The sequence below is a fragment of the Thioclava sp. UBA3469 genome, assembly GCF_002378135.1.
GTDB lineage: Bacteria > Pseudomonadota > Alphaproteobacteria > Rhodobacterales > Rhodobacteraceae > Thioclava > Thioclava sediminum.
In genome coordinates this window covers 1-16,769 of record NZ_DFRG01000201.1, presented here as the reverse complement: position 1 = coordinate 16,769, position 16,769 = coordinate 1, and the positions used below count along the sequence as shown (strand labels likewise).

At 64.4% G+C, this 16,769-nt stretch carries 20 protein-coding genes; 16 read left to right on the top strand and 4 right to left on the bottom strand.

Annotated features, from left to right (window positions below; translation table 11 throughout):
- Positions 1–59 precede the first annotated feature (59 nt).
- Positions 60–902: a nucleoside triphosphate pyrophosphohydrolase gene (mazG, locus tag B3D39_RS14490; RefSeq protein ID WP_274963585.1), complete on the bottom strand. Its 843-nt coding sequence runs from the start codon at positions 900–902 to the stop codon at positions 60–62.
- Between the two features lie 63 nt (positions 903–965).
- Here mazG and B3D39_RS14485 point away from each other — a divergent pair, with 63 nt between their 5' ends.
- The 10 genes from B3D39_RS14485 (at position 966) to B3D39_RS14440 (ending at position 8,791) form a co-directional block, all read left to right on the top strand.
- Positions 966–2,129, top strand: a complete 1,164-nt coding sequence (locus B3D39_RS14485) for a M20 aminoacylase family protein (RefSeq protein WP_274963586.1) — start codon at positions 966–968, stop codon at positions 2,127–2,129.
- Between the two features lie 256 nt (positions 2,130–2,385).
- Positions 2,386–2,724 carry a preprotein translocase subunit YajC gene (gene yajC, locus B3D39_RS14480; protein WP_078520633.1) on the top strand — a complete coding sequence of 113 codons (339 nt, stop codon included), beginning with the start codon at positions 2,386–2,388 and terminating at the stop codon, positions 2,722–2,724.
- A gap of 21 nt (positions 2,725–2,745) precedes the next feature.
- Entirely contained in the window at positions 2,746–4,416 is a 1,671-nt protein-coding gene (gene secD, locus B3D39_RS14475; RefSeq protein ID WP_274963401.1) for a protein translocase subunit SecD, read from the top strand.
- Positions 4,417–4,429: 13 nt separating this feature from the next.
- Entirely contained in the window at positions 4,430–5,416 is a 987-nt protein-coding gene (gene secF / locus B3D39_RS14470; protein ID WP_078541011.1) for a protein translocase subunit SecF, read from the top strand.
- Positions 5,400–5,789: an Mth938-like domain-containing protein gene (locus B3D39_RS14465; RefSeq protein ID WP_274963402.1), complete on the top strand. Its 390-nt coding sequence runs from the start codon at positions 5,400–5,402 to the stop codon at positions 5,787–5,789. The genes secF and B3D39_RS14465 overlap by 17 nt, the downstream gene beginning before the upstream one ends.
- Complete coding sequence (ccmA, locus tag B3D39_RS14460; protein WP_274963403.1) at positions 5,786–6,418, top strand: heme ABC exporter ATP-binding protein CcmA; 633 nt, start codon at positions 5,786–5,788, stop codon at positions 6,416–6,418. Before B3D39_RS14465 ends, ccmA begins: the two co-directional genes overlap by 4 nt.
- Before the next feature lie 163 nt (positions 6,419–6,581).
- Positions 6,582–7,238, top strand: a complete 657-nt coding sequence (ccmB, locus tag B3D39_RS14455; protein WP_078520638.1) for a heme exporter protein CcmB — start codon at positions 6,582–6,584, stop codon at positions 7,236–7,238.
- 80 nt (positions 7,239–7,318) lie between these two features.
- Positions 7,319–8,047: a heme ABC transporter permease gene (locus B3D39_RS14450; RefSeq protein ID WP_078550434.1), complete on the top strand. Its 729-nt coding sequence runs from the start codon at positions 7,319–7,321 to the stop codon at positions 8,045–8,047.
- Positions 8,044–8,262 (top strand): heme exporter protein CcmD, encoded by a 219-nt coding sequence (ccmD, locus tag B3D39_RS14445; protein WP_078601456.1) that lies wholly within the window; start codon positions 8,044–8,046, stop codon positions 8,260–8,262. The genes B3D39_RS14450 and ccmD overlap by 4 nt, the downstream gene beginning before the upstream one ends.
- The gene (locus B3D39_RS14440) at positions 8,255–8,791 is read left to right on the top strand and encodes a DsbE family thiol:disulfide interchange protein (RefSeq protein ID WP_274963404.1); all 537 of its coding nucleotides are present in this window, start codon (positions 8,255–8,257) and stop codon (positions 8,789–8,791) included. The genes ccmD and B3D39_RS14440 overlap by 8 nt, the downstream gene beginning before the upstream one ends.
- 88 nt (positions 8,792–8,879) lie before the next feature.
- On the opposite strand, the gene ssb is transcribed toward B3D39_RS14440, so the two are convergent.
- Positions 8,880–9,398, bottom strand: coding sequence for a single-stranded DNA-binding protein (gene ssb, locus B3D39_RS14435; RefSeq protein WP_078572308.1), 519 nt, complete (start codon positions 9,396–9,398; stop codon positions 8,880–8,882).
- Between the two features lie 275 nt (positions 9,399–9,673).
- Here ssb and B3D39_RS14430 point away from each other — a divergent pair, with 275 nt between their 5' ends.
- The 4 genes from B3D39_RS14430 (at position 9,674) to B3D39_RS14415 (ending at position 11,906) form a co-directional block, all read left to right on the top strand.
- On the top strand, positions 9,674–9,937 hold the full coding sequence (locus tag B3D39_RS14430) for a PepSY domain-containing protein (RefSeq protein ID WP_274963405.1): 264 nt from the start codon (positions 9,674–9,676) through the stop codon (positions 9,935–9,937).
- Between the two features lie 83 nt (positions 9,938–10,020).
- The gene (locus B3D39_RS14425; protein WP_078605325.1) at positions 10,021–10,620 is read left to right on the top strand and encodes a cytochrome b/b6 domain-containing protein; all 600 of its coding nucleotides are present in this window, start codon (positions 10,021–10,023) and stop codon (positions 10,618–10,620) included.
- A gap of 54 nt (positions 10,621–10,674) precedes the next feature.
- A complete protein-coding gene (locus B3D39_RS14420) occupies positions 10,675–11,166 on the top strand; it encodes a helix-turn-helix transcriptional regulator (RefSeq protein ID WP_232621768.1) in 492 nt (163 codons plus the stop codon).
- Between the two features lie 116 nt (positions 11,167–11,282).
- On the top strand, positions 11,283–11,906 hold the full coding sequence (locus B3D39_RS14415) for a lytic transglycosylase domain-containing protein (protein WP_078520646.1): 624 nt from the start codon (positions 11,283–11,285) through the stop codon (positions 11,904–11,906).
- Positions 11,907–12,005: 99 nt separating this feature from the next.
- Here B3D39_RS14415 and B3D39_RS14410 read toward each other — a convergent pair whose 3' ends face one another.
- Positions 12,006–12,563 carry a YSC84-related protein gene (locus B3D39_RS14410; protein WP_078520647.1) on the bottom strand — a complete coding sequence of 186 codons (558 nt, stop codon included), beginning with the start codon at positions 12,561–12,563 and terminating at the stop codon, positions 12,006–12,008.
- 141 nt (positions 12,564–12,704) lie between these two features.
- Entirely contained in the window at positions 12,705–13,706 is a 1,002-nt protein-coding gene (gene hemB / locus B3D39_RS14405; RefSeq protein ID WP_078540992.1) for a porphobilinogen synthase, read from the bottom strand.
- 155 nt (positions 13,707–13,861) lie between these two features.
- On the opposite strand from hemB, the gene B3D39_RS14400 reads away from it, so the two are divergent.
- Both B3D39_RS14400 and B3D39_RS14395 read left to right on the top strand, forming a co-directional pair.
- On the top strand, positions 13,862–14,395 hold the full coding sequence (locus B3D39_RS14400) for a hypothetical protein (RefSeq protein WP_078550422.1): 534 nt from the start codon (positions 13,862–13,864) through the stop codon (positions 14,393–14,395).
- A gap of 49 nt (positions 14,396–14,444) precedes the next feature.
- Positions 14,445–16,769 (top strand): transcription-repair coupling factor (locus tag B3D39_RS14395; RefSeq protein ID WP_286789830.1); only part of this gene is annotated, 2,325 nt, incomplete at its 3' end.

Sequence of the window (16,769 nt, the reverse complement as noted above, 5' to 3'; positions counted from 1 at the left end):
CTTCCTCTTGGCGAAAATATCCCGGGGGGCGCGGTAGCGCGGGGGCAGAGCCCCCTCCATCACTTGATCTTGCGCGCCTTCGCCTCGTTCCAAAGCGCATCCATCTCGGCCAGATCGCTGTCCTTCGGCGCCTTGCCGCGCGCCTCAAGTTCGCGCTCGATATGATTGAACCGGTTGGTGAATTTCAGATTGGCCGCGCGCAGGGACGCCTCCGGGTCCAGCCCCAGATGCCGACCGAGATTGACCATCACGAAAAGCAGGTCGCCATATTCCTCGGCCAGCTCTTCGGGGCCCAACTCGTCGCGCGCTTCTTCCAGCTCGCGCGCTTCCTCGACGATCTTGTCGAGCACCTCATCGGTCGAAGGCCAGTCGAAGCCCACCCGCGCCGCACGGTTCTGCAGCTTGATCGCACGGGTCAGCGCGGGCAGGCCCAGAGCCACGCCATCCAACACGCCGACACGCTCGGATTTGCCCGCAGCCTTGCGCTCGGCCGCCTTGATCGCTTCCCAATCGGCGGTCTGCTGTGCGGCTGATTTCTCCCGGCTCTCGTCGCCGAAGACATGCGGATGGCGCGCCACCATCTTCGCGTTGATCGCACGCAGCACGTCGGAGATATCGAACCGCCCGTCCTCGGACGCCATCTGCGCGTGATAGACCACCTGCAGCGCCAGATCGCCCAGCTCGCCCGGCAATTCCGACCAGGCCTGCCGCGCGATCGCATCGGCCACCTCATGCGCTTCCTCGATCGTGTAGGGCGCGATGGAGGCGAAATCCTGCTCCAGATCCCACGGGCAACCGCTCTCCGGATCACGCAGGCATTCCATGATCGCGGTCAGCCGAGTGAACTGATGGGCCGCATCGCCCGTATCGTCGAAGATGAGTGCGTCGTCGGGTTTGGCCATTGCAGCTTGCCTCCTGCCATGCGAATGCCTCTGGCCTAACCAGCCCGCAAGGGGAAGTCCACTATGCCCGTTCTCAACCGTATCGCCGATCTCGGCCCGCAAATGACCGAATGGCGGCACTGGCTGCATCGCCATCCCGAGCTGCGCTTCGATCTGCACCAGACCTCGGAGTTTGTCGCAGCAAGGCTGCGTGAAATCGGGGTGGATGAGATCCATGAAGGGATCGCGCAGACCGGGATCGTGGCGCTGATCAAAGGGCAGGGCGAGGGGGCCACAATCGGCCTGCGCGCCGATATGGACGCGCTTCCGATCACGGAAGAAACCCATGCGGAGTACGCCTCCGAGACGCCCGGCAAGATGCATGCCTGCGGCCATGACGGGCATACGGCGATGCTTCTGGGGGCTGCGGCCTATTTGGCCGAGACCCGGAAATTCGCAGGCACCGTGGCGCTGATCTTCCAGCCCGCCGAGGAAGACGGCGGCGGGGCCGAGGTGATGGTCGATGCGGGCGTGATGGACCGTTTCGGCATCTCGCGCGTCTTTGCGATCCATAACGCGCCGGGGCTGCCTTTCGGACATTTCTACACGACGCCCGGCCCCTATCTCGCTTCGGTCGACGAGGCGCGGGTGACGGTGACGGGGCGCGGCGGCCATGCGGCGACCCCGCAGGGCTGCATCGATCCGATCCCGGCGCTCTCGGCGATGGTGACTTCGCTGCAGACGGTGGTTTCGCGCAATGTCGGCGCGGGCGATGCGCTCGTCGTCTCGGTCACGCAGATCCATGCGGGCACCGCGCTCAACATCATTCCCGAAAGCGGGTTTCTCACCGCGACGATTCGCTGCTTCGAGCCGGACGTCCGTGATCTGGCGGAAAAACGGCTGCGCGAGATATGCGAAGGGATCGCGGCGGCCCATGGCGTCAGCGTCGAGATCGAATACGAGCGTGGCTACCCGCCCACCGTGAACGACCCTGACGAGACTGGCTTCGCCGCCGAAGTCGCAGGCGAGATCGCAGGGCCCGAGCGTGTCGTGACCGACGCTCCGCGTGAAATGGGTGCCGAGGATTTCGCATATATGCTGGCGGCCCGGCCCGGCGCCTATCTCTTCATGGGCACCGGCGAGGGCGCGGGGCTCCACCATCCGCGCTTCGATTTCAACGACGAGGCCGCCCCCGTGGGCGCATCCTACCTCGCCCGTCTGGCCGAGCGCGCCTTGCCCTTGGGCTGAGCCGCCTCTCTTCCCCTTGGGGAAAATATCCCGGGGACGCTCCGCAGGAGCGGGGGCAGAGCCCCTTTTTCCTTGCCGATCACAGCCCTCCGGCGACAGGGGGCCTGCGCCCCGTTTCCTTTCGCTCCGTCACCGCGACGTGAGGACGCGTTCACAGGGGCCGCTTCGCCTTGCCAAGCCTGAGGGCCACGGCTAGGGTGCGCGCCGACAACCGGGGCTTGCTGCCCCCAAGGCCCATGACAAAGGACCATAGATCATGTTCGTGACCCCCGCTTTCGCGCAGGCCGCCGGTGGCGCCAGTAACCCCGCCGCCGCGTTCGGCCAGTTCCTTCCCCTGATCCTGATCTTCGTGATCATGTATTTCCTGCTGATCCGTCCGCAGCAGAAAAAAGCCAAGGAGCACAAGGCGATGCTCGAGGCTCTGCGCCGCGGTGATCAGGTCGTGACCCAGGGCGGCATTCTCGGCAAAGTCACCCATATCAAGGAAGACGGCGAGGTCGAGGTCGAGATCGCGCAGGGCGTCAAAGTCCGCGTGGTGAAATCGACCATCGTGCAGGTTGTTTCGCGCACCGAACCCGCCAAGACCTCCGAATAAGCCATAAAAGGCCCGTCCCCCATGTTGCACATCTCGCTGTGGAAGCGCGTGCTGATCCTGATCATCATTTTGATCGGGGTCGTCTTTGCCGCGCCGAACATCTTTTACAACCGGGTGGAGGGGCATAACGATGCCGTTGCCGCCGCCGCGAAGGGCGAGTCTCTGACGCCCGAGCAGCAGGCCGCGCAGGCTGGCTGGCCCGATTGGCTGCCCTCCGACATCGTCAATCTCGGCCTCGATCTGCGCGGTGGCGCGCAGCTTCTGGCCGAGGTCAATGTCGGTGAGGTCTACAAGGCGCGCGTCGATGCGCTCTGGCCGGAGTTCCGCAAGGCGCTCGCCGCCGAACGCGGCACGCTCGGCTCGATCCGCCGCCTGAACGCCGATCCGGGTGTCCTGCGTATCCAGATCGGCAATGCCGACCAGATCGCGGAAGCCCAGAAGATCGCCGAGACGCTGAACAACCCGGTCTCGTCGCTGACCGGTGTGGGGCAGAAAACCCTCGCGATCACGACCCAAGGCAACCAGCTGATCATCCAGCTCTCGGATGCCGAGAAGGCCGCGACCGACGACCGCACGATGCAGCAATCGCTGGAGATCGTGCGCCGCCGGATCGACGCCGCGGGCACCCGTGAACCCACGATCGTGCGCGAAGGCTCCGACCGCATCCTGATCCAGGTGCCGGGCGCAAGCTCCGCTCAGGAGATCAAGCAGCTCATCGGCACCACCGCGAAGCTGACCTTCAATTCGGTGATCGGCACCAGCTCGAACCCGAACGAGGCGGTGGGCTCGGATCAGGAAATCCTGCCCTCGGCCGATCAGAAGGGGCTCTATTACATCCTCGACAGCCTTCCGGTCGTGACCGGCGAGGACCTGACGGATGCGCGCCCCGACACCGACCAGAACGGCTATCCGGCGGTGGCCTTCCGCTTCAACGCGAGCGCGGCCCGCACCTTCGGCGATTACACGCAGAACAATATCGGCAAGCCCTTCGCCATCGTGCTCGACAACAAGGTGATCTCGGCGCCCACGATCCAATCGCATATCGCGGGCGGCTCGGGCATCATCACCGGCCGGTTCACGGTGAAAGAGGCGACCGATCTGGCGCTGCTGCTGCGGGCCGGTGCGCTGCCCGCCTCGATGACCTTCCTCGAAGAGCGGACCATCGGCCCGGAGCTTGGCGCGGATTCGATCGCGGCCGGCAAGATGGCCGCAGCCGTGGGCGCGGTGCTCGTCGTGGTCTTCATGATCGCCTCCTACGGCACCTTCGGCGTCTTCGCCTCGCTGGCACTGGGGATCAACATCGCGCTGATCTTCGCGATCCTCTCGGTGATCGGCGGCACGCTGACACTGCCCGGTATCGCAGGGATCGTGCTGACGATGGGCACGGCGGTCGACGCCAACGTGCTCGTGTTCGAGCGTATCCGCGAGGAGCTGCGCAATCAGCAAAAGGCGAAAGCCGCCCGCGCGATCGAGCTTGGCTATGAGCGCGCGATGTCCGCCATCGTCGACGCCAACGTGACCACCTTCCTCACGGCGGTGATCCTCTTCGTGCTGGGCGCAGGCCCGGTGCGGGGCTTCGCCGTCACCTTCCTGATCGGGATCATCACCTCGGTCTTCACCGCGATCTGGGTGACGCGGCTGTTCGTGAGCATCTGGTTCGCGCGCCGTCGTCCCCGCGAACTGGTACTGTAAGGGAGATCGAGACATGGCATTTCGTCTGAAACTGGTCCCCGAAAAGACCAACTTCGACTTCTTCAAACATCAGGTCGCGACCTTCGGTTTCTCCGTCTTCATGGTGCTGGCCTCGATCGTGCTGGTGCTCGTGATGGGGCTGAACCTCGGGATCGACTTCCGCGGCGGCACCACGATCCGCACCGAGGCCGACCAGACCGAGCCGGTCGATATCGGCGCTTACCGCTCCGCGATCGCGCCGCTCGATCTGGGCGACGTGCTGATCACGCAGGTCTATGACCCGAACTTCCGCGCCGATCAGAAGGTCGTCACGATCCGCATTCAGGCGCAGGACGGTCAGGAGGCGATCAGCCCCGACACTCAGGCCAAGGTGCTGGAATCGCTCAAATCGGTGAACAAGGACATCAAGATCGTAGCGACCGAGTCGATCGGCCCCAAAGTCTCGGGCGAGCTGATCTGGACCGCAATCTGGTCCGTGCTGGCCGCCGTCGCCGCGATCCTTGTCTATATCTGGCTTCGGTTCGAATGGCAGTTCTCGGTGGGCGCGGTCGCCGCGCTGATCCATGACGTGACCGTCACCGTGGGCATCTTCGCGCTGTTCCAGATCAAGTTCGACCTGTCGATCATCGCGGCGCTGCTGACGATCCTCGGCTATTCGATCAACGATACCGTCGTCGTCTTCGACCGTCTTCGCGAGAACCTCGTGAAATACAAGAAGATGCCGCTGCGCGAAGTGATGAACCTCTCGGTCAACGAGACGCTGTCGCGTACCGTCATGACCTCGGGCACCACGCTGCTCGCTCTGATCTCGCTGCTCGTTCTGGGTGGCGACGTGATCCGCAACTTCGTCTTCGCGATGACCTGGGGCGTGATCGTGGGCACCTATTCCTCGGTCTATGTCGCAAAGAACATCGTCCTGTTCATCGGGCTCGACCGCAACAAGGAGAAGAAGGACCCCTCGGAGAAGTTCTTCGACAAAACGGATGTCGCTACTGACTGAAGCCAATTTCGGGGCCTCGCTGCCGATCGACGGCTACGGGCCGGGATTTTTCCGCGTGGCCGGAGAGGTCACGCGCGGCTCGGTCTGGGTCGCGGGCGAGGAGATGGGCAGCTGGGGCGGTCTGGACGACCGCGCGCCGCTGCTGGCACTCGCAGGCAAGCTCGACGTGCTGTTCATCGGCACCGGCGAAGAGATCGCCCATCTGCCGAAGGACCTCGTGGCCGAGCTGGAGGCCGAGGGTCTGATGTGCGAGGGCATGGCGACACCGTCTGCGGCCCGCACCTATAACGTGCTGTTGTCCGAAGGCCGCCGGGTCGGCTGCGCGCTGATCGCGATGCCGGAAACCCCTGCCACGCCCGAGACGCCTGAATGAGCATGTTGTCGGTCGAAGGGCTCGCGGTGTCGCGCGGTGGTCTCCCGGTTCTGGAAGACCTGAGCTTTTCGCTCGACGCAGGCCATGCGCTGGTGCTGCGCGGCCCCAACGGGGTCGGCAAGACGACGCTTCTGCGTACCTTGGCCGGGCTGCAACCGGCGCTCGCCGGGACGGTCTCGATGCCGCCCGAGAGCATGGCCTATGCCGCGCATTCCGACGGGCTGAAATCGACGCTGACCGTGCGCGAGAATCTCGGCTTCTGGGCGTCGATCTATGCGACCAGCGATATCGAACCGGCGCTGGAACGGATGAACCTCCAAAGCCTCGAGACGCGGCCCGCCCATAGCCTCTCGGCCGGGCAGAAGCGCCGCCTTGGCCTTGCGCGGCTTCTGGTGACCGGCCGCCCGATCTGGGTGCTGGACGAGCCGACCGTGTCGCTCGACACCGCCTCTGTCGCGCTTTTCGCCGAGGCCGTGCGCGGCCATCTGGCCGGGGGCGGGGCCGCGCTGATCGCAACCCATATCGATCTCGGGCTGAACGAAGCCTCCGTGCTCGACCTGACGCCCTTCAAGGCCAAGACGCCGGAAGAGGGCGGGATGCAGGGCGCTTTCGACGAGGCCTTCCTATGATCGCGCGGCGCGCTATCGGCGCGGTCGGGAGCCTCCGGCGGGGATATTTGGACCAAGGCGAAGGCAGCTGCGCGCTGTTTCGGCTTGGCCGAAATATCCCGGGGGATGAGCGGCGCAGCCGCGAAGGGGGCAGCGCCCCCTTGGCTGGCGCAGGAGGCCGGGCATGATCGCGCTTCTGCTGAGAGATCTGCGCCTTGCGGTGCGTGCGGGCGGCGGCTTCGGCCTCGGGCTGGCCTTCTTCCTGATCGTGGTGACGCTGGTGCCGTTCGGCGTCGGCCCCGAAGGGAAAATCCTCGCGCGGATCGCTCCGGGTATCCTGTGGGTCGGCGCGCTTCTGGCCTGCCTGCTCTCGCTCGACCGGATTTTCGCGCTCGATTACGAGGATGGCTCGCTCGATCTGCTGGTCACCGCGCCGGTGCCGCTCGAAGGGGTCGTGTCGATCAAGGCGCTCGCGCATTGGATCACCACGGGGCTGCCGCTCGTGGTCGCAGCGCCCGTGTTCGGGATCTTGCTGCATCTGCCGCAGGGCGCGCATGTCTGGATGGTGATCTCGCTTCTTCTGGGCACGCCTGCGCTCTCGGTTCTGGGCACATTCGGGGCCGCTCTGACGGTCGGGCTGAAGCGCGGCGGTCTTTTGTTGTCGCTGCTGGTCTTGCCATTCTATGTGCCGACCCTCATCTTCGGGGCGGAGCTCGTGCGCCGTGGCGCCGAGGGGATGAACACTGAGACACCGCTTCTGATGCTGGCCGGGATCACGGCGGCGACGGTCGCGCTGGTGCCCTTCGCCTCGGCCGCCGCGATCCGCGTCAATCTGCGCTAGCGCAACCCATGCGCGCGCCGTGATAGGAAGAGCCGTGATACACAGAGCCAACCTGGCCAGAAGGTGAGCAGAACAACAAGATGTCGATCTGGGAATACGCCAACCCCGTCAAATTCATGAAGACCACGGACAAGATCCTGCCCTGGACGGTGGGAATTGCCGCGATCACGCTGATCGTCGGGCTGGTCTGGGGCTATTTCTTCGTCCCGGCGGCCGAGAACTTCGGCGGTTCGGTGAAGGTGATTTATGTCCATGTCCCCGCCGCGATGATGGCGATCAACATCTGGGTGATGATGGTCGTGACCTCGCTGATCTGGCTGGTCCGCCGCCACCATGTCTCGGCGCTGGCCGCGAAGGCTGCGGCGCCCATCGGCGCGGTGATGACGCTGATCGCTTTGATCACCGGCGCGGTCTGGGGCCAGCCGATGTGGGGCACGTGGTGGGAATGGGATCCGCGCCTGACCTCGTTCCTGATCCTGTTCCTGTTCTACCTCGGCTATATCGCGCTCTGGGCGGCGGTCGAGAACCCCGACACGGCCGCCGATCTGACCGGCGTGCTCAGCCTCGTCGGCGGGGTGTTTGCCGTGCTCTCGCGCTATGCGGCGAATTTCTGGAACCAGGGGCTGCATCAGGGCGCGACGCTCTCGATGGATTCCGAACAGCACATCGCCGATGTCTACTGGTTCCCACTGCTTCTCTGCATGGCCGGGTTCATCTTCTTCTTCCTCGCGCTTGTGCTGATCCGCACCCGCACCGAGGTCCGCGCGCGCCGACTGGGCGCCATCCAGCAACGTGAGCGCATGGCATGAGTGATACGACCGAGCAAGGCGGCACCGTCACCGAGGGCGGCGTCGTCCTCGTGGACCCGTCCACCAAATCCTACACCGAAACCGTCAACATCGCCTGGGCCTCGACGGTCGTGCTTCTCGTGCTGATCGTCGTCGTCTCGCTGATGCGTGGCGCGAAGGTGAAACGTCAATTGGCCGAGGCCGAGGCTCGCCGGAAAGGGGGCGCACATGGTTAAGCCGCTGATGCTGCTGCCGCCGCTGATCTTCGCGGGGCTTGCGGGCGTGTTCATCTGGGGGATGACGCGCGAGGACCCGACGCAGCTGCCGACCGCTTTCGCAGGCAAGCCCGCGCCGCCGGTGCAGCTTGAACCGCTGGGCGATTTCAAACCCTTCACCGATGCCGATCTGAAGGACGGCAAGGTGAAGCTGGTGAACTTCTGGGCCTCGTGGTGCGCGCCGTGCCGGGTGGAGCATCCCAATCTCGAAGCGCTTGCCGATGAGGGGATTCCGATCTACGGGGTCAATTACAAGGACAAGCCCGTCAAAGCGCAGGGCTTCCTGAGCGAGATGGGCAACCCGTTCGCCGAACTCGGCGCCGATCCGAACGGCAAGATGGCGCTGAACTGGGGCGTCTACGGCGTGCCCGAGACCTTCGTGATCGATGGTACGGGCAAGGTGCTCTATCGCTTCGCCGGTCCACTGACCGAGCGCGTGATCGCCTCGGATCTGCGCCCTCTGCTGAACGGCGAGACGGCCGAGAAGTAAAGGGCAGGGCGCAAGCGCGCCACTAGCCCCGATCCAGATCGCTACAAAAGCAAAGGCCCCCGAACCGGGGGCCTTTCTTGTTTCGAACTCAGAACGGGATCTCGTCGTCGAAATCCGAGCGGCCACCGCCGCCGCCGCCACCGGAGCCGCCCGAGGACGGTCCGCCGTAGCCGCCGCCATCATCGTAGCCGCCGCCACCCGAGGACGGGCCGCCGTAGCCACCGCCACCGCCGCCTTGACCGCCGCCCGAGCCGCCAGGCCCGTCGAGCATGGTCAGTTCCGAGCGATAGGGGCGCAGCACGACCTCGGTCGAGTAGCGGTCCTGACCGTTCTGGTCCTGCCATTTGCGGGTTTCGAGCTGGCCCTCGATATAGACCTTCGAACCTTTGCGCAGATATTGCTCTGCCACTTTCGCCAGCGGCTCCGAGAAGATCGCGACCGAATGCCATTCGGTGCGCTCCTTGCGCTCGCCGGTATTGCGGTCGCGCCACGTCTCGGAGGTGGCGATGCGCAGGTTGCACACCTTGCCGCCGTTCGAGAAGGTCCGCACCTCCGGGTCTCGGCCCAGATTGCCGATCAAGATGACCTTGTTGACGCTGCCTGCCATATTGCCTCCGCCTCGCGATTCTAGAATTGGTCCCAAAGGGTATAGAGCAGAGCCCCGCTGGAGCCTAGGGGCGAAGCTTCGCTCAACCGTGACGGAAAGCGGCGAATTCCCGCGTGCATCTTTGGTTTGAGAGCGATTTCGGCCCCGGATTTCCAACCTTGTGCCGATAGATGGCGCCGTGGGTTTGCCACAGGTCTGGACGAGCCGGACGGCACACGGGGACGAACCCCACCCGATCCGGTCGAGCAACCCTACATCCCATGAGGAGATACCCCATGAAATACCTGATGCTGATCGCCGCGAGCGCCACGATTGCCGCAGCCTCCACTCTCCCCGCTCTCGCAGAAGGTGGCGAAGGCGCCGTGGCCCCGGCGAAAGAGCAGAAGCTTTCCGCCGAGCTGAAAAATCAGGGCTACGACGTGCGCCGGATGGAAATGGAAGACGGCTATATCGAAGTCTACGCGATGAAGGACGGCAAGCGCGCCCAACTCTACTTCGATTCCAACCTCAAGCAGGTGAAGCGCTCGGACAGCAACTGATCCGATCCTCAAGGGGCGGGCCGGGATGATCCGGCCCGTCTTCCCGACGCCAGTCTTTTCCGAAGCAGCAGGAGGGCCCGATCATGGCCATCGAAGACGCGAGCTTTACCGATCTTCCGTCGCAGGAGACGTCTCACGCAGAGCCGCCGCCCGTCGGTGCGCATAGCGTATGGGACCCGTTCATCCGGGTGTTCCACTGGTCCATCGCGGGCCTCTTCACCGCCAATGCGTTCTTCACCTCGCCGAAGCACGATCTGCACCACTGGATCGGCTACACGGTCGCGGGGCTCGTGACCGCGCGGATCCTCTGGGGGCTGTTCGGCACCCGTCACGCGAAGTTCAAGGACTTCCCGCCATCGCCCACCGGCGCGCTGACGCAGCTGCGCGATATGGCGACGGGAAGGCGGCACGCACATCTGGGCCATTCGCCGCTCGGGGCGCTGATGATTTACAACCTTTTGATCACGCTTCTCGTCATTGCGGGATCGGGATGGTTGATGACCACTGATGCCTATTGGGGCGTGAAATGGCCTCAGGAAGTGCATGAACTCGCCGTCAACTGGGCCGAAGTCTCGATTGCCGCCCATATCGCTGCCGTCGTCTTCGAAAGCCGCCGGTTGCGCGTGAACCTTGCGCGCGCGATGATCACCGGTAAGAAGGTATTCCGCGGCAACAGAGGGTAAGCGCCGATGGCGGTTTCGCGAGAGCGAGTCTCAATCTGGACGAAAGAGGGCGCATTGGTCGCCCTCATCATTTTCCAAGCCGCCTGCACATCGCTCTTCGTGGCCGACGTGTTCGACGACTTCCGCGAGGCCGGGCGTCTCTCCCTGCATCTCAACATGGAGCTTTTCGCCAATCTCGGCCTGATCGCGGGGATCGTCGTCGAGGCGGCCGTGCTTTGGGCGCTGTTGCGACGTCAGGCGCATGCCGACCGCACGATCGGGGCTGCACAAGGCGCAATGGCCGAGATGATGAGCGCGCAGTTCGACCAATGGGGGCTGACCCCCGCGGAGGCCGATGTCGCAGCCTTCACCATCAAGGGCTTCTCGGTCTCGGAGACCGCTTCCTTTCGCGGCTCGAGCGAGGCCACGGTGAAATCCCACCTCAATTCCGTCTATCGCAAGGCGGGCGTGTCGGGCCGCTCTCAGCTCGTTTCGATCTTCGTGGAGGAGCTGTTTCACGGCCCCATCAAGGCCGATGCGAAAAAGCAACAGGCGCACGCAATCTGACGCTACGGCAGCTTATCGGCGGGAGGTTGCCGAGGCGATTGGCGTTTTGCTTTAACTTTTCGCTGATTTCTCTATAGTTTGCCCCAGAATACGTGGACAGTGAGTGGTGGGGGCCGATGCGTAGAACGATCGGAATTCTCGGGCTGGCGGCGATTGCCGCGGCAGCGGTGATGGCGGGCCCAATGAGCGCCCAGGCAGAGGGGCTGCGGCTTCAGGGGAGTTCTTCGAAATCCCGCGCGATGCTGTTCCGAAACCAGACCAACATTCTCGATACCCGCGCCGCGCAGCAATATGAACATTCCTCGCGGCTGACGCCCAAGGGCAAGCTGACCCAGACCGCCAGCGTCGAGAACGTGCCGCGCTACAACGGCAAGTACCGCGGCCAATATATGAGCACCGCGAAATCGGTGGCCTCGCGCCATGGCATCCCGACCGATCTGTTCCTGCGCCTCGTGCAGCAGGAGAGCGGTTGGAACCCGCAGGCGCGCTCGCACAAGGGCGCGATGGGGCTGGCGCAGCTGATGCCCGCTACCGCACGCAAACTCGGCGTGAACCCCCGCGATCCGGCGCAGAACCTCGAAGGCGGCGCGCGCTACCTGAAGATGATGTATAACCGGTTCGGAAGCTGGCGGCTGGCGCTTGCCGCCTACAATGCAGGACCGGAGGCGGTTGCGAAACATAACGGCATTCCGCCTTATCGCGAGACCCGGAATTATGTGCGGATCATCCTCGGCGGTTGATCCTTCTCAACTCACAAATAGAGAAAAGCCCCGCAAGATCAGCGATCTGCGGGGCTTTCTTTATGTCTTGAGTAAAGAGAGCCGCCGAAGCGGCTGATCTTACGGAATGATCCGGGTGTATTTCGTGCCCGCGAGCGTCGCGCCCGCCATCAGACCGGCCTGGCCGAAGACCAGCGCAATGATCGGCGCGGTCGAGGTTAGGGTGGAGGCCGAAATCGCGCCGCCCTGATCCGGCACCGCATAGCGCGCATCCGCGCCGAGCTGCCAGCCATCGCCGCGGCGGAAGCCGGCCAGCGCCTCGGGCGTCATGAAGAACAGGGCATGGGCATATTGCTGCGCCCCGATCTGCAGACCGAAGCTCGCCGCCGCTGCCGAGTAGTAATCCACGGTCACGTTGTTGATCCGCAGCGCGCCGCGCCCGAATGCGCCACCGATGCCGAAGCCCGCTTCGGTCATCAAGGGCATCCAGAGCACGCCGACCGACTTGTTCTCGAGATCGCGGGTGCCGGGATATTTCGTCAGGAGGTAGTTCCGGGTCGCATCGACCCGCGCGTCCAGCTTGGCGCTGCCTGCACTGCCCACGCCGTTGCCGCAGGCTGCAAGGCCAAGCCCCGCACCGCCCATCGCCAGAAGGGTCCGTCTGGAAAGTTTCGTCATGTCTGTCGCTCCGCTCGATATGCCCGATCTCGCGCCGGGCTGATTGGTCTTATTACGACCGCTTGGCACAATTAATAGACGAGGGAACCCGCTTTGTCACTTCTTCTTGAGCCAATTCACGCTGAAGTGGCAAGACCCTGCTTAGCCGTTACCGAGCAGTTTCGCAGCCTCCGGCGCGAAATAGGTGAGCACACCATCGCAGCCCGCGCGGCGGAAGCTCATCAGGCTTTCGAGCATGACTTTTTCGTGGTCCAGCCAGCCGTTCTTCACCGCCGCCATGATCATCGCGTATTCGCCCGACACCTGATAGGCATAGGTCGGCACGCCGAACTGCTCTTTCACGCGGTGGCAGATGTCGAGATAGGGCATCCCGGGCTTCACCATGACCATATCCGCGCCCTCCGACAGATCGCGCGCAACCAGCCGGATCGCCTCGTCGGAATTGCCGGGGTTCATCTGGTAGGTCTTCTTGTCACCTTTGAGCGCGCCCGTTGCTCCCACCGCATCGCGGAACGGCCCGTAGAAGCCGGAAGCATATTTCGCGGCGTAGCTGAGGATCGTCACATCAGCATGGCCTGCGGCCTCGAGCGCTGAGCGGAGCGCCGTGATCCGCCCGTCCATCATGTCCGAGGGCCCGAGGATATCCGCCCCGGCCTCGGCCTGCGCAATCCCCATTTTCACAAGGCATTCAACGGTTTCGTCGTTGAGGATGATCCCGTCGCGCACCAGCCCGTCATGGCCGTTCGCATTGTAGGGATCGAGCGCGATATCGGTCATAATCGCGATCTCGGGCACCTCCGCCTTGATCGCGCGGATCACTCGGTTGGTGATGTTCTCGGGGTTCCAGGCCTCTTCGCAGGCCTCGGTCTTCACCGCCGGATCGGTATAGGGAAAGAGGCAGATCGCCGGAATTCCAAGCTTTGCGGCCTCTTCAGCGGCGCGAACCGCGCCCTCGAGCGTACGACGCACGACCCCCGGCATCGACGGCACCTCGACATCCGCGCCCGGCACGTCGGTGATGAAGATCGGCCAGATCATGTCCTTCACACTCAACCGGTGCTCCTGCGCGAGATCACGAAGCGCGGCAGTGCGGCGCATCCGGCGCAGACGGGTATGCGGGAAGGGCGGAAGGATCGGGTTCATCGGCAGGCTCCTCTGGCTCGGCCAAATGGGTGCCATGGATCGATGTAACAGGCAAGCGCGGCAGATCCGCGCGGGGTTCCGCTCGGGCCGAGGCTGGTCTATGTCTCGACGAGAGGGCCGCGACACGACGACCCGGAAGAACGAGGGCGAGGGGCTTGGAAGTTTTCGACACGATCGCGCGGCTGATCGACCTGCGCAGCTTTTCCAACCTGTGGTATTGGATCGCGCTGGCCGCAGTCTGGTCCTCCGCCTCGCATTGGGTGCTGGGCGTGCCGTGGGACATGGTGATCCGCGCGCGCCGCAAGGGCGGCGAGGCGGCCGAGGATCTCGCCGCGATGACGGCACTGAACGCGCGCAGGCTGAACCGGATCCGGCGCGATGCGGGGTTTTCGATGTCGATCTCCATTCCGTTCATGCTGAGCTTTCTGCTGATTACCGGTTTCATCTATGGCTCGGAGACCGCGCAGGCTTTCGCGCTGCTGCTGGTACCGATGATGGGGGTGTTCGGGTTGAGCCTGCGTCTGGCGCATAAACTCGACGCGGACCCAGCGCTGGCGCATGATCCGACGCTTGCGATCAAGGCGCTCTCGCGCCACCGGGTGAACGTGCAGGCGATCGGCGTGGTGGCGATCATCGTGAGCGCGCTTTGGGGAATGTATCAGAACCTTCTCGCCTCGATGCTGGTTTGACGCGCGAAGCAACTTGACACCGGCGGCAGGGCCGATACCTCGCTTGGCTATGGAGCATTTTCTTCTCTCGGGCGCCCCGGAAGGGTTCGACGCCGCCTTGCTGACCAAGGAACTTGCCAAGGGCAAGTCGGTCATCCATGTCGCGCGCGACGATCGCCGTCTGGCGGCCATGCGCGGGGCACTTGCGTTCTTCGCACCCGAGGCGACGGTGCTGGACTTCCCGGCCTGGGATTGTCTGCCCTATGACCGGGTCTCGCCCAATGCCGATATCTCGGCCACGCGCATGGCGACGTTGGCCGCGCTGGCCTCGGGCATGCCCGGGCCGTTCGTTCTGCTGACGACGCTCTCAGCTGCCATGCAGCGCGTGCCCGCGCGCGAGGTGCTGGCCGGTGCGAGCTTCACCGCGCAGGTCGGCAAGCGGATCAACGAGCAGGCGTTGCGCGAATTCCTCGTGCGGATGGGCTTCTCGCAGGCCTCGACCGTGTCCGAGCCCGGCGATTACGCGATCCGCGGCGGCATCATCGACATCTTCCCGCCCGGCGAGGGCGGCCCGGTGCGGCTCGACCTGTTCGGCGATGTGCTCGACGACGCGCGCGGCTTCGACCCGGTGACCCAGCGCACGACCGAGAAGCTGAAAGGCGTGGAACTGGCGCCGGTCTCCGAGGTCATTCTCGACGAGGCAGCGATCACGCGCTTCCGGCAGAATTACCGGATCGAATTCGGCTCCGGCGGCGCGGAAGACCTGCTTTACGAGGCCGTCTCGGCAGGGCGCAAACAGGCGGGGATGGAGCATTGGCTGGGCTTCTTCCATGAAAAGCTCGAGACCATCTTCGACTATCTGCCCGACGCGTCGGTGATGCTCGACGATCAGATCGCCGCGCAGCAGGAAAGCCGTTGGGACGGGATCGCGGATCAGTATGACACGCGGCGCGAGGCGATGACCCGGCGCGACCGGCTGGATTCGGTCTACAAACCCGCTCCGCCGCAGCTTTTGTATTTGAACCCAGAGGGTTGGGAGGCGGTGTTGAAACCGCTTCGCGTGCTGCGCCTGCAGGTGATCCCGGCACCGCCCGGACCCGGCATCCTGAATGCGGGCGGGCGCGTGGGGCGCAATTTCGCGCCCGAGCGCAAGGTCGAAAACGTCAGCCTGTTCAGCGCCTTGAAGGATCATGTTCAAGCGCGTCTGGCCGATGGGCCCGTAGTGATCGCTTCTTGGTCCGAGGGGGCACGTGAGCGTCTGCGCGGGTTGATGGAAGACGAAGGGCTGATCGGCGCCAAGCTGATCGGCTCTGCGCGCGAGATCGGGCCGGGAGTGAACCTCACCGTCTGGCCGCTCGACGAGGGGTTCGAAGCCCCGCGCGACGGCGGCGAGATGACCGTGATTTCCGAGCAGGACGTGCTGGGCGAACGGCTCGTCTCGAAGCCGCGACGCAAGCGCAAGGCCGAGAATTTCCTGACCGAACACACGACGCTGTCGCCCGGCGATCTGGTCGTCCATGTCGATCACGGGGTCGGCCGCTACAAGGGTCTGGAGACGGTCACGGCTCTTGGCGCGCCGCATGAATGCGTGCTGCTGGAATATGCGGGCGGAGATCGCCTCTATCTGCCGGTCGAGAATATCGAACTGCTCAGCCGTTATGGCCATGAGGAAGGCTTGCTCGACAAGCTCGGCGGGGGCGCGTGGCAGGCCAAGAAGGCCAAGCTGAAGGAACGTATCCGCCAGATCGCCGACAAGCTGATGCGCATCGCGGCCGAGCGTCACCTGCGCAATGCGCCCATTCTGGAAGCGCCGCATCACGAGTGGGAAAGCTTCGCCGCGCGCTTCCCTTATACCGAGACCGACGACCAGATGAGCGCGATCGAGGATGTCGTGGACGATCTGAAATCGGGCACGCCGATGGATCGTCTGGTCGTGGGAGATGTGGGCTTCGGCAAGACCGAGGTCGCGATGCGCGCGGCTTTCGTGGCTGCGCAATCGGGCATGCAGGTCGCGGTGATCGCGCCGACGACGCTGCTCGCGCGCCAGCACTACAAGACCTTTGCCGAACGCTTCCGGGGCACCGCGCTGAACGTGAAGCCGTTGTCGCGTTTCGTCTCCGCCAAGGAAGCCACAAAGACCCGCGAGGGGCTGCGCGATGGCACGGTCGATATCGTGATCGGCACCCATGCGGTTCTGGCGAAATCGGTGAAATTCGCCAATCTCGGTCTGCTGGTCATCGACGAGGAGCAGCATTTCGGCGTGCAGCACAAAGAGCGCCTGAAAGAGATGCGCTCGGAGATCCATGTGCTCACGCTGACCGCGACGCCGATCCCGCGCACGTTGCAGCTCTCGCTGACCGGCGTGCGCGATCTGTCGATCATCGGCACGCCGCCC

Excerpts from the sequence above, each read along its gene's own strand:
- hemB (WP_078540992.1), bottom strand. The coding sequence starts at position 13,706 with ATGAACCCGATCCTTCCGCCCTTCCCGCATACCCGTCTGCGCCGGATG.
- secF (WP_078541011.1), top strand. The coding sequence starts at position 4,430 with ATGGCATTTCGTCTGAAACTGGTCCCCGAAAAGACCAACTTCGACTTC.
- B3D39_RS14440 (WP_274963404.1), top strand. The coding sequence starts at position 8,255 with ATGGTTAAGCCGCTGATGCTGCTGCCGCCGCTGATCTTCGCGGGGCTT.
- B3D39_RS14415 (WP_078520646.1), top strand. The coding sequence starts at position 11,283 with ATGCGTAGAACGATCGGAATTCTCGGGCTGGCGGCGATTGCCGCGGCA.
- B3D39_RS14430 (WP_274963405.1), top strand. The coding sequence starts at position 9,674 with ATGAAATACCTGATGCTGATCGCCGCGAGCGCCACGATTGCCGCAGCC.
- ccmD (WP_078601456.1), top strand. The coding sequence starts at position 8,044 with ATGAGTGATACGACCGAGCAAGGCGGCACCGTCACCGAGGGCGGCGTC.
- B3D39_RS14485 (WP_274963586.1), top strand. The coding sequence starts at position 966 with ATGCCCGTTCTCAACCGTATCGCCGATCTCGGCCCGCAAATGACCGAA.
- B3D39_RS14410 (WP_078520647.1), bottom strand. The coding sequence starts at position 12,563 with ATGACGAAACTTTCCAGACGGACCCTTCTGGCGATGGGCGGTGCGGGG.
- B3D39_RS14425 (WP_078605325.1), top strand. The coding sequence starts at position 10,021 with ATGGCCATCGAAGACGCGAGCTTTACCGATCTTCCGTCGCAGGAGACG.
- B3D39_RS14450 (WP_078550434.1), top strand. The coding sequence starts at position 7,319 with ATGTCGATCTGGGAATACGCCAACCCCGTCAAATTCATGAAGACCACG.
- secD (WP_274963401.1), top strand. The coding sequence starts at position 2,746 with ATGTTGCACATCTCGCTGTGGAAGCGCGTGCTGATCCTGATCATCATT.
- ccmA (WP_274963403.1), top strand. The coding sequence starts at position 5,786 with ATGAGCATGTTGTCGGTCGAAGGGCTCGCGGTGTCGCGCGGTGGTCTC.
- ccmB (WP_078520638.1), top strand. The coding sequence starts at position 6,582 with ATGATCGCGCTTCTGCTGAGAGATCTGCGCCTTGCGGTGCGTGCGGGC.
- mazG (WP_274963585.1), bottom strand. The coding sequence starts at position 902 with ATGGCCAAACCCGACGACGCACTCATCTTCGACGATACGGGCGATGCG.
- ssb (WP_078572308.1), bottom strand. The coding sequence starts at position 9,398 with ATGGCAGGCAGCGTCAACAAGGTCATCTTGATCGGCAATCTGGGCCGA.
- yajC (WP_078520633.1), top strand. The coding sequence starts at position 2,386 with ATGTTCGTGACCCCCGCTTTCGCGCAGGCCGCCGGTGGCGCCAGTAAC.
- B3D39_RS14465 (WP_274963402.1), top strand. The coding sequence starts at position 5,400 with ATGTCGCTACTGACTGAAGCCAATTTCGGGGCCTCGCTGCCGATCGAC.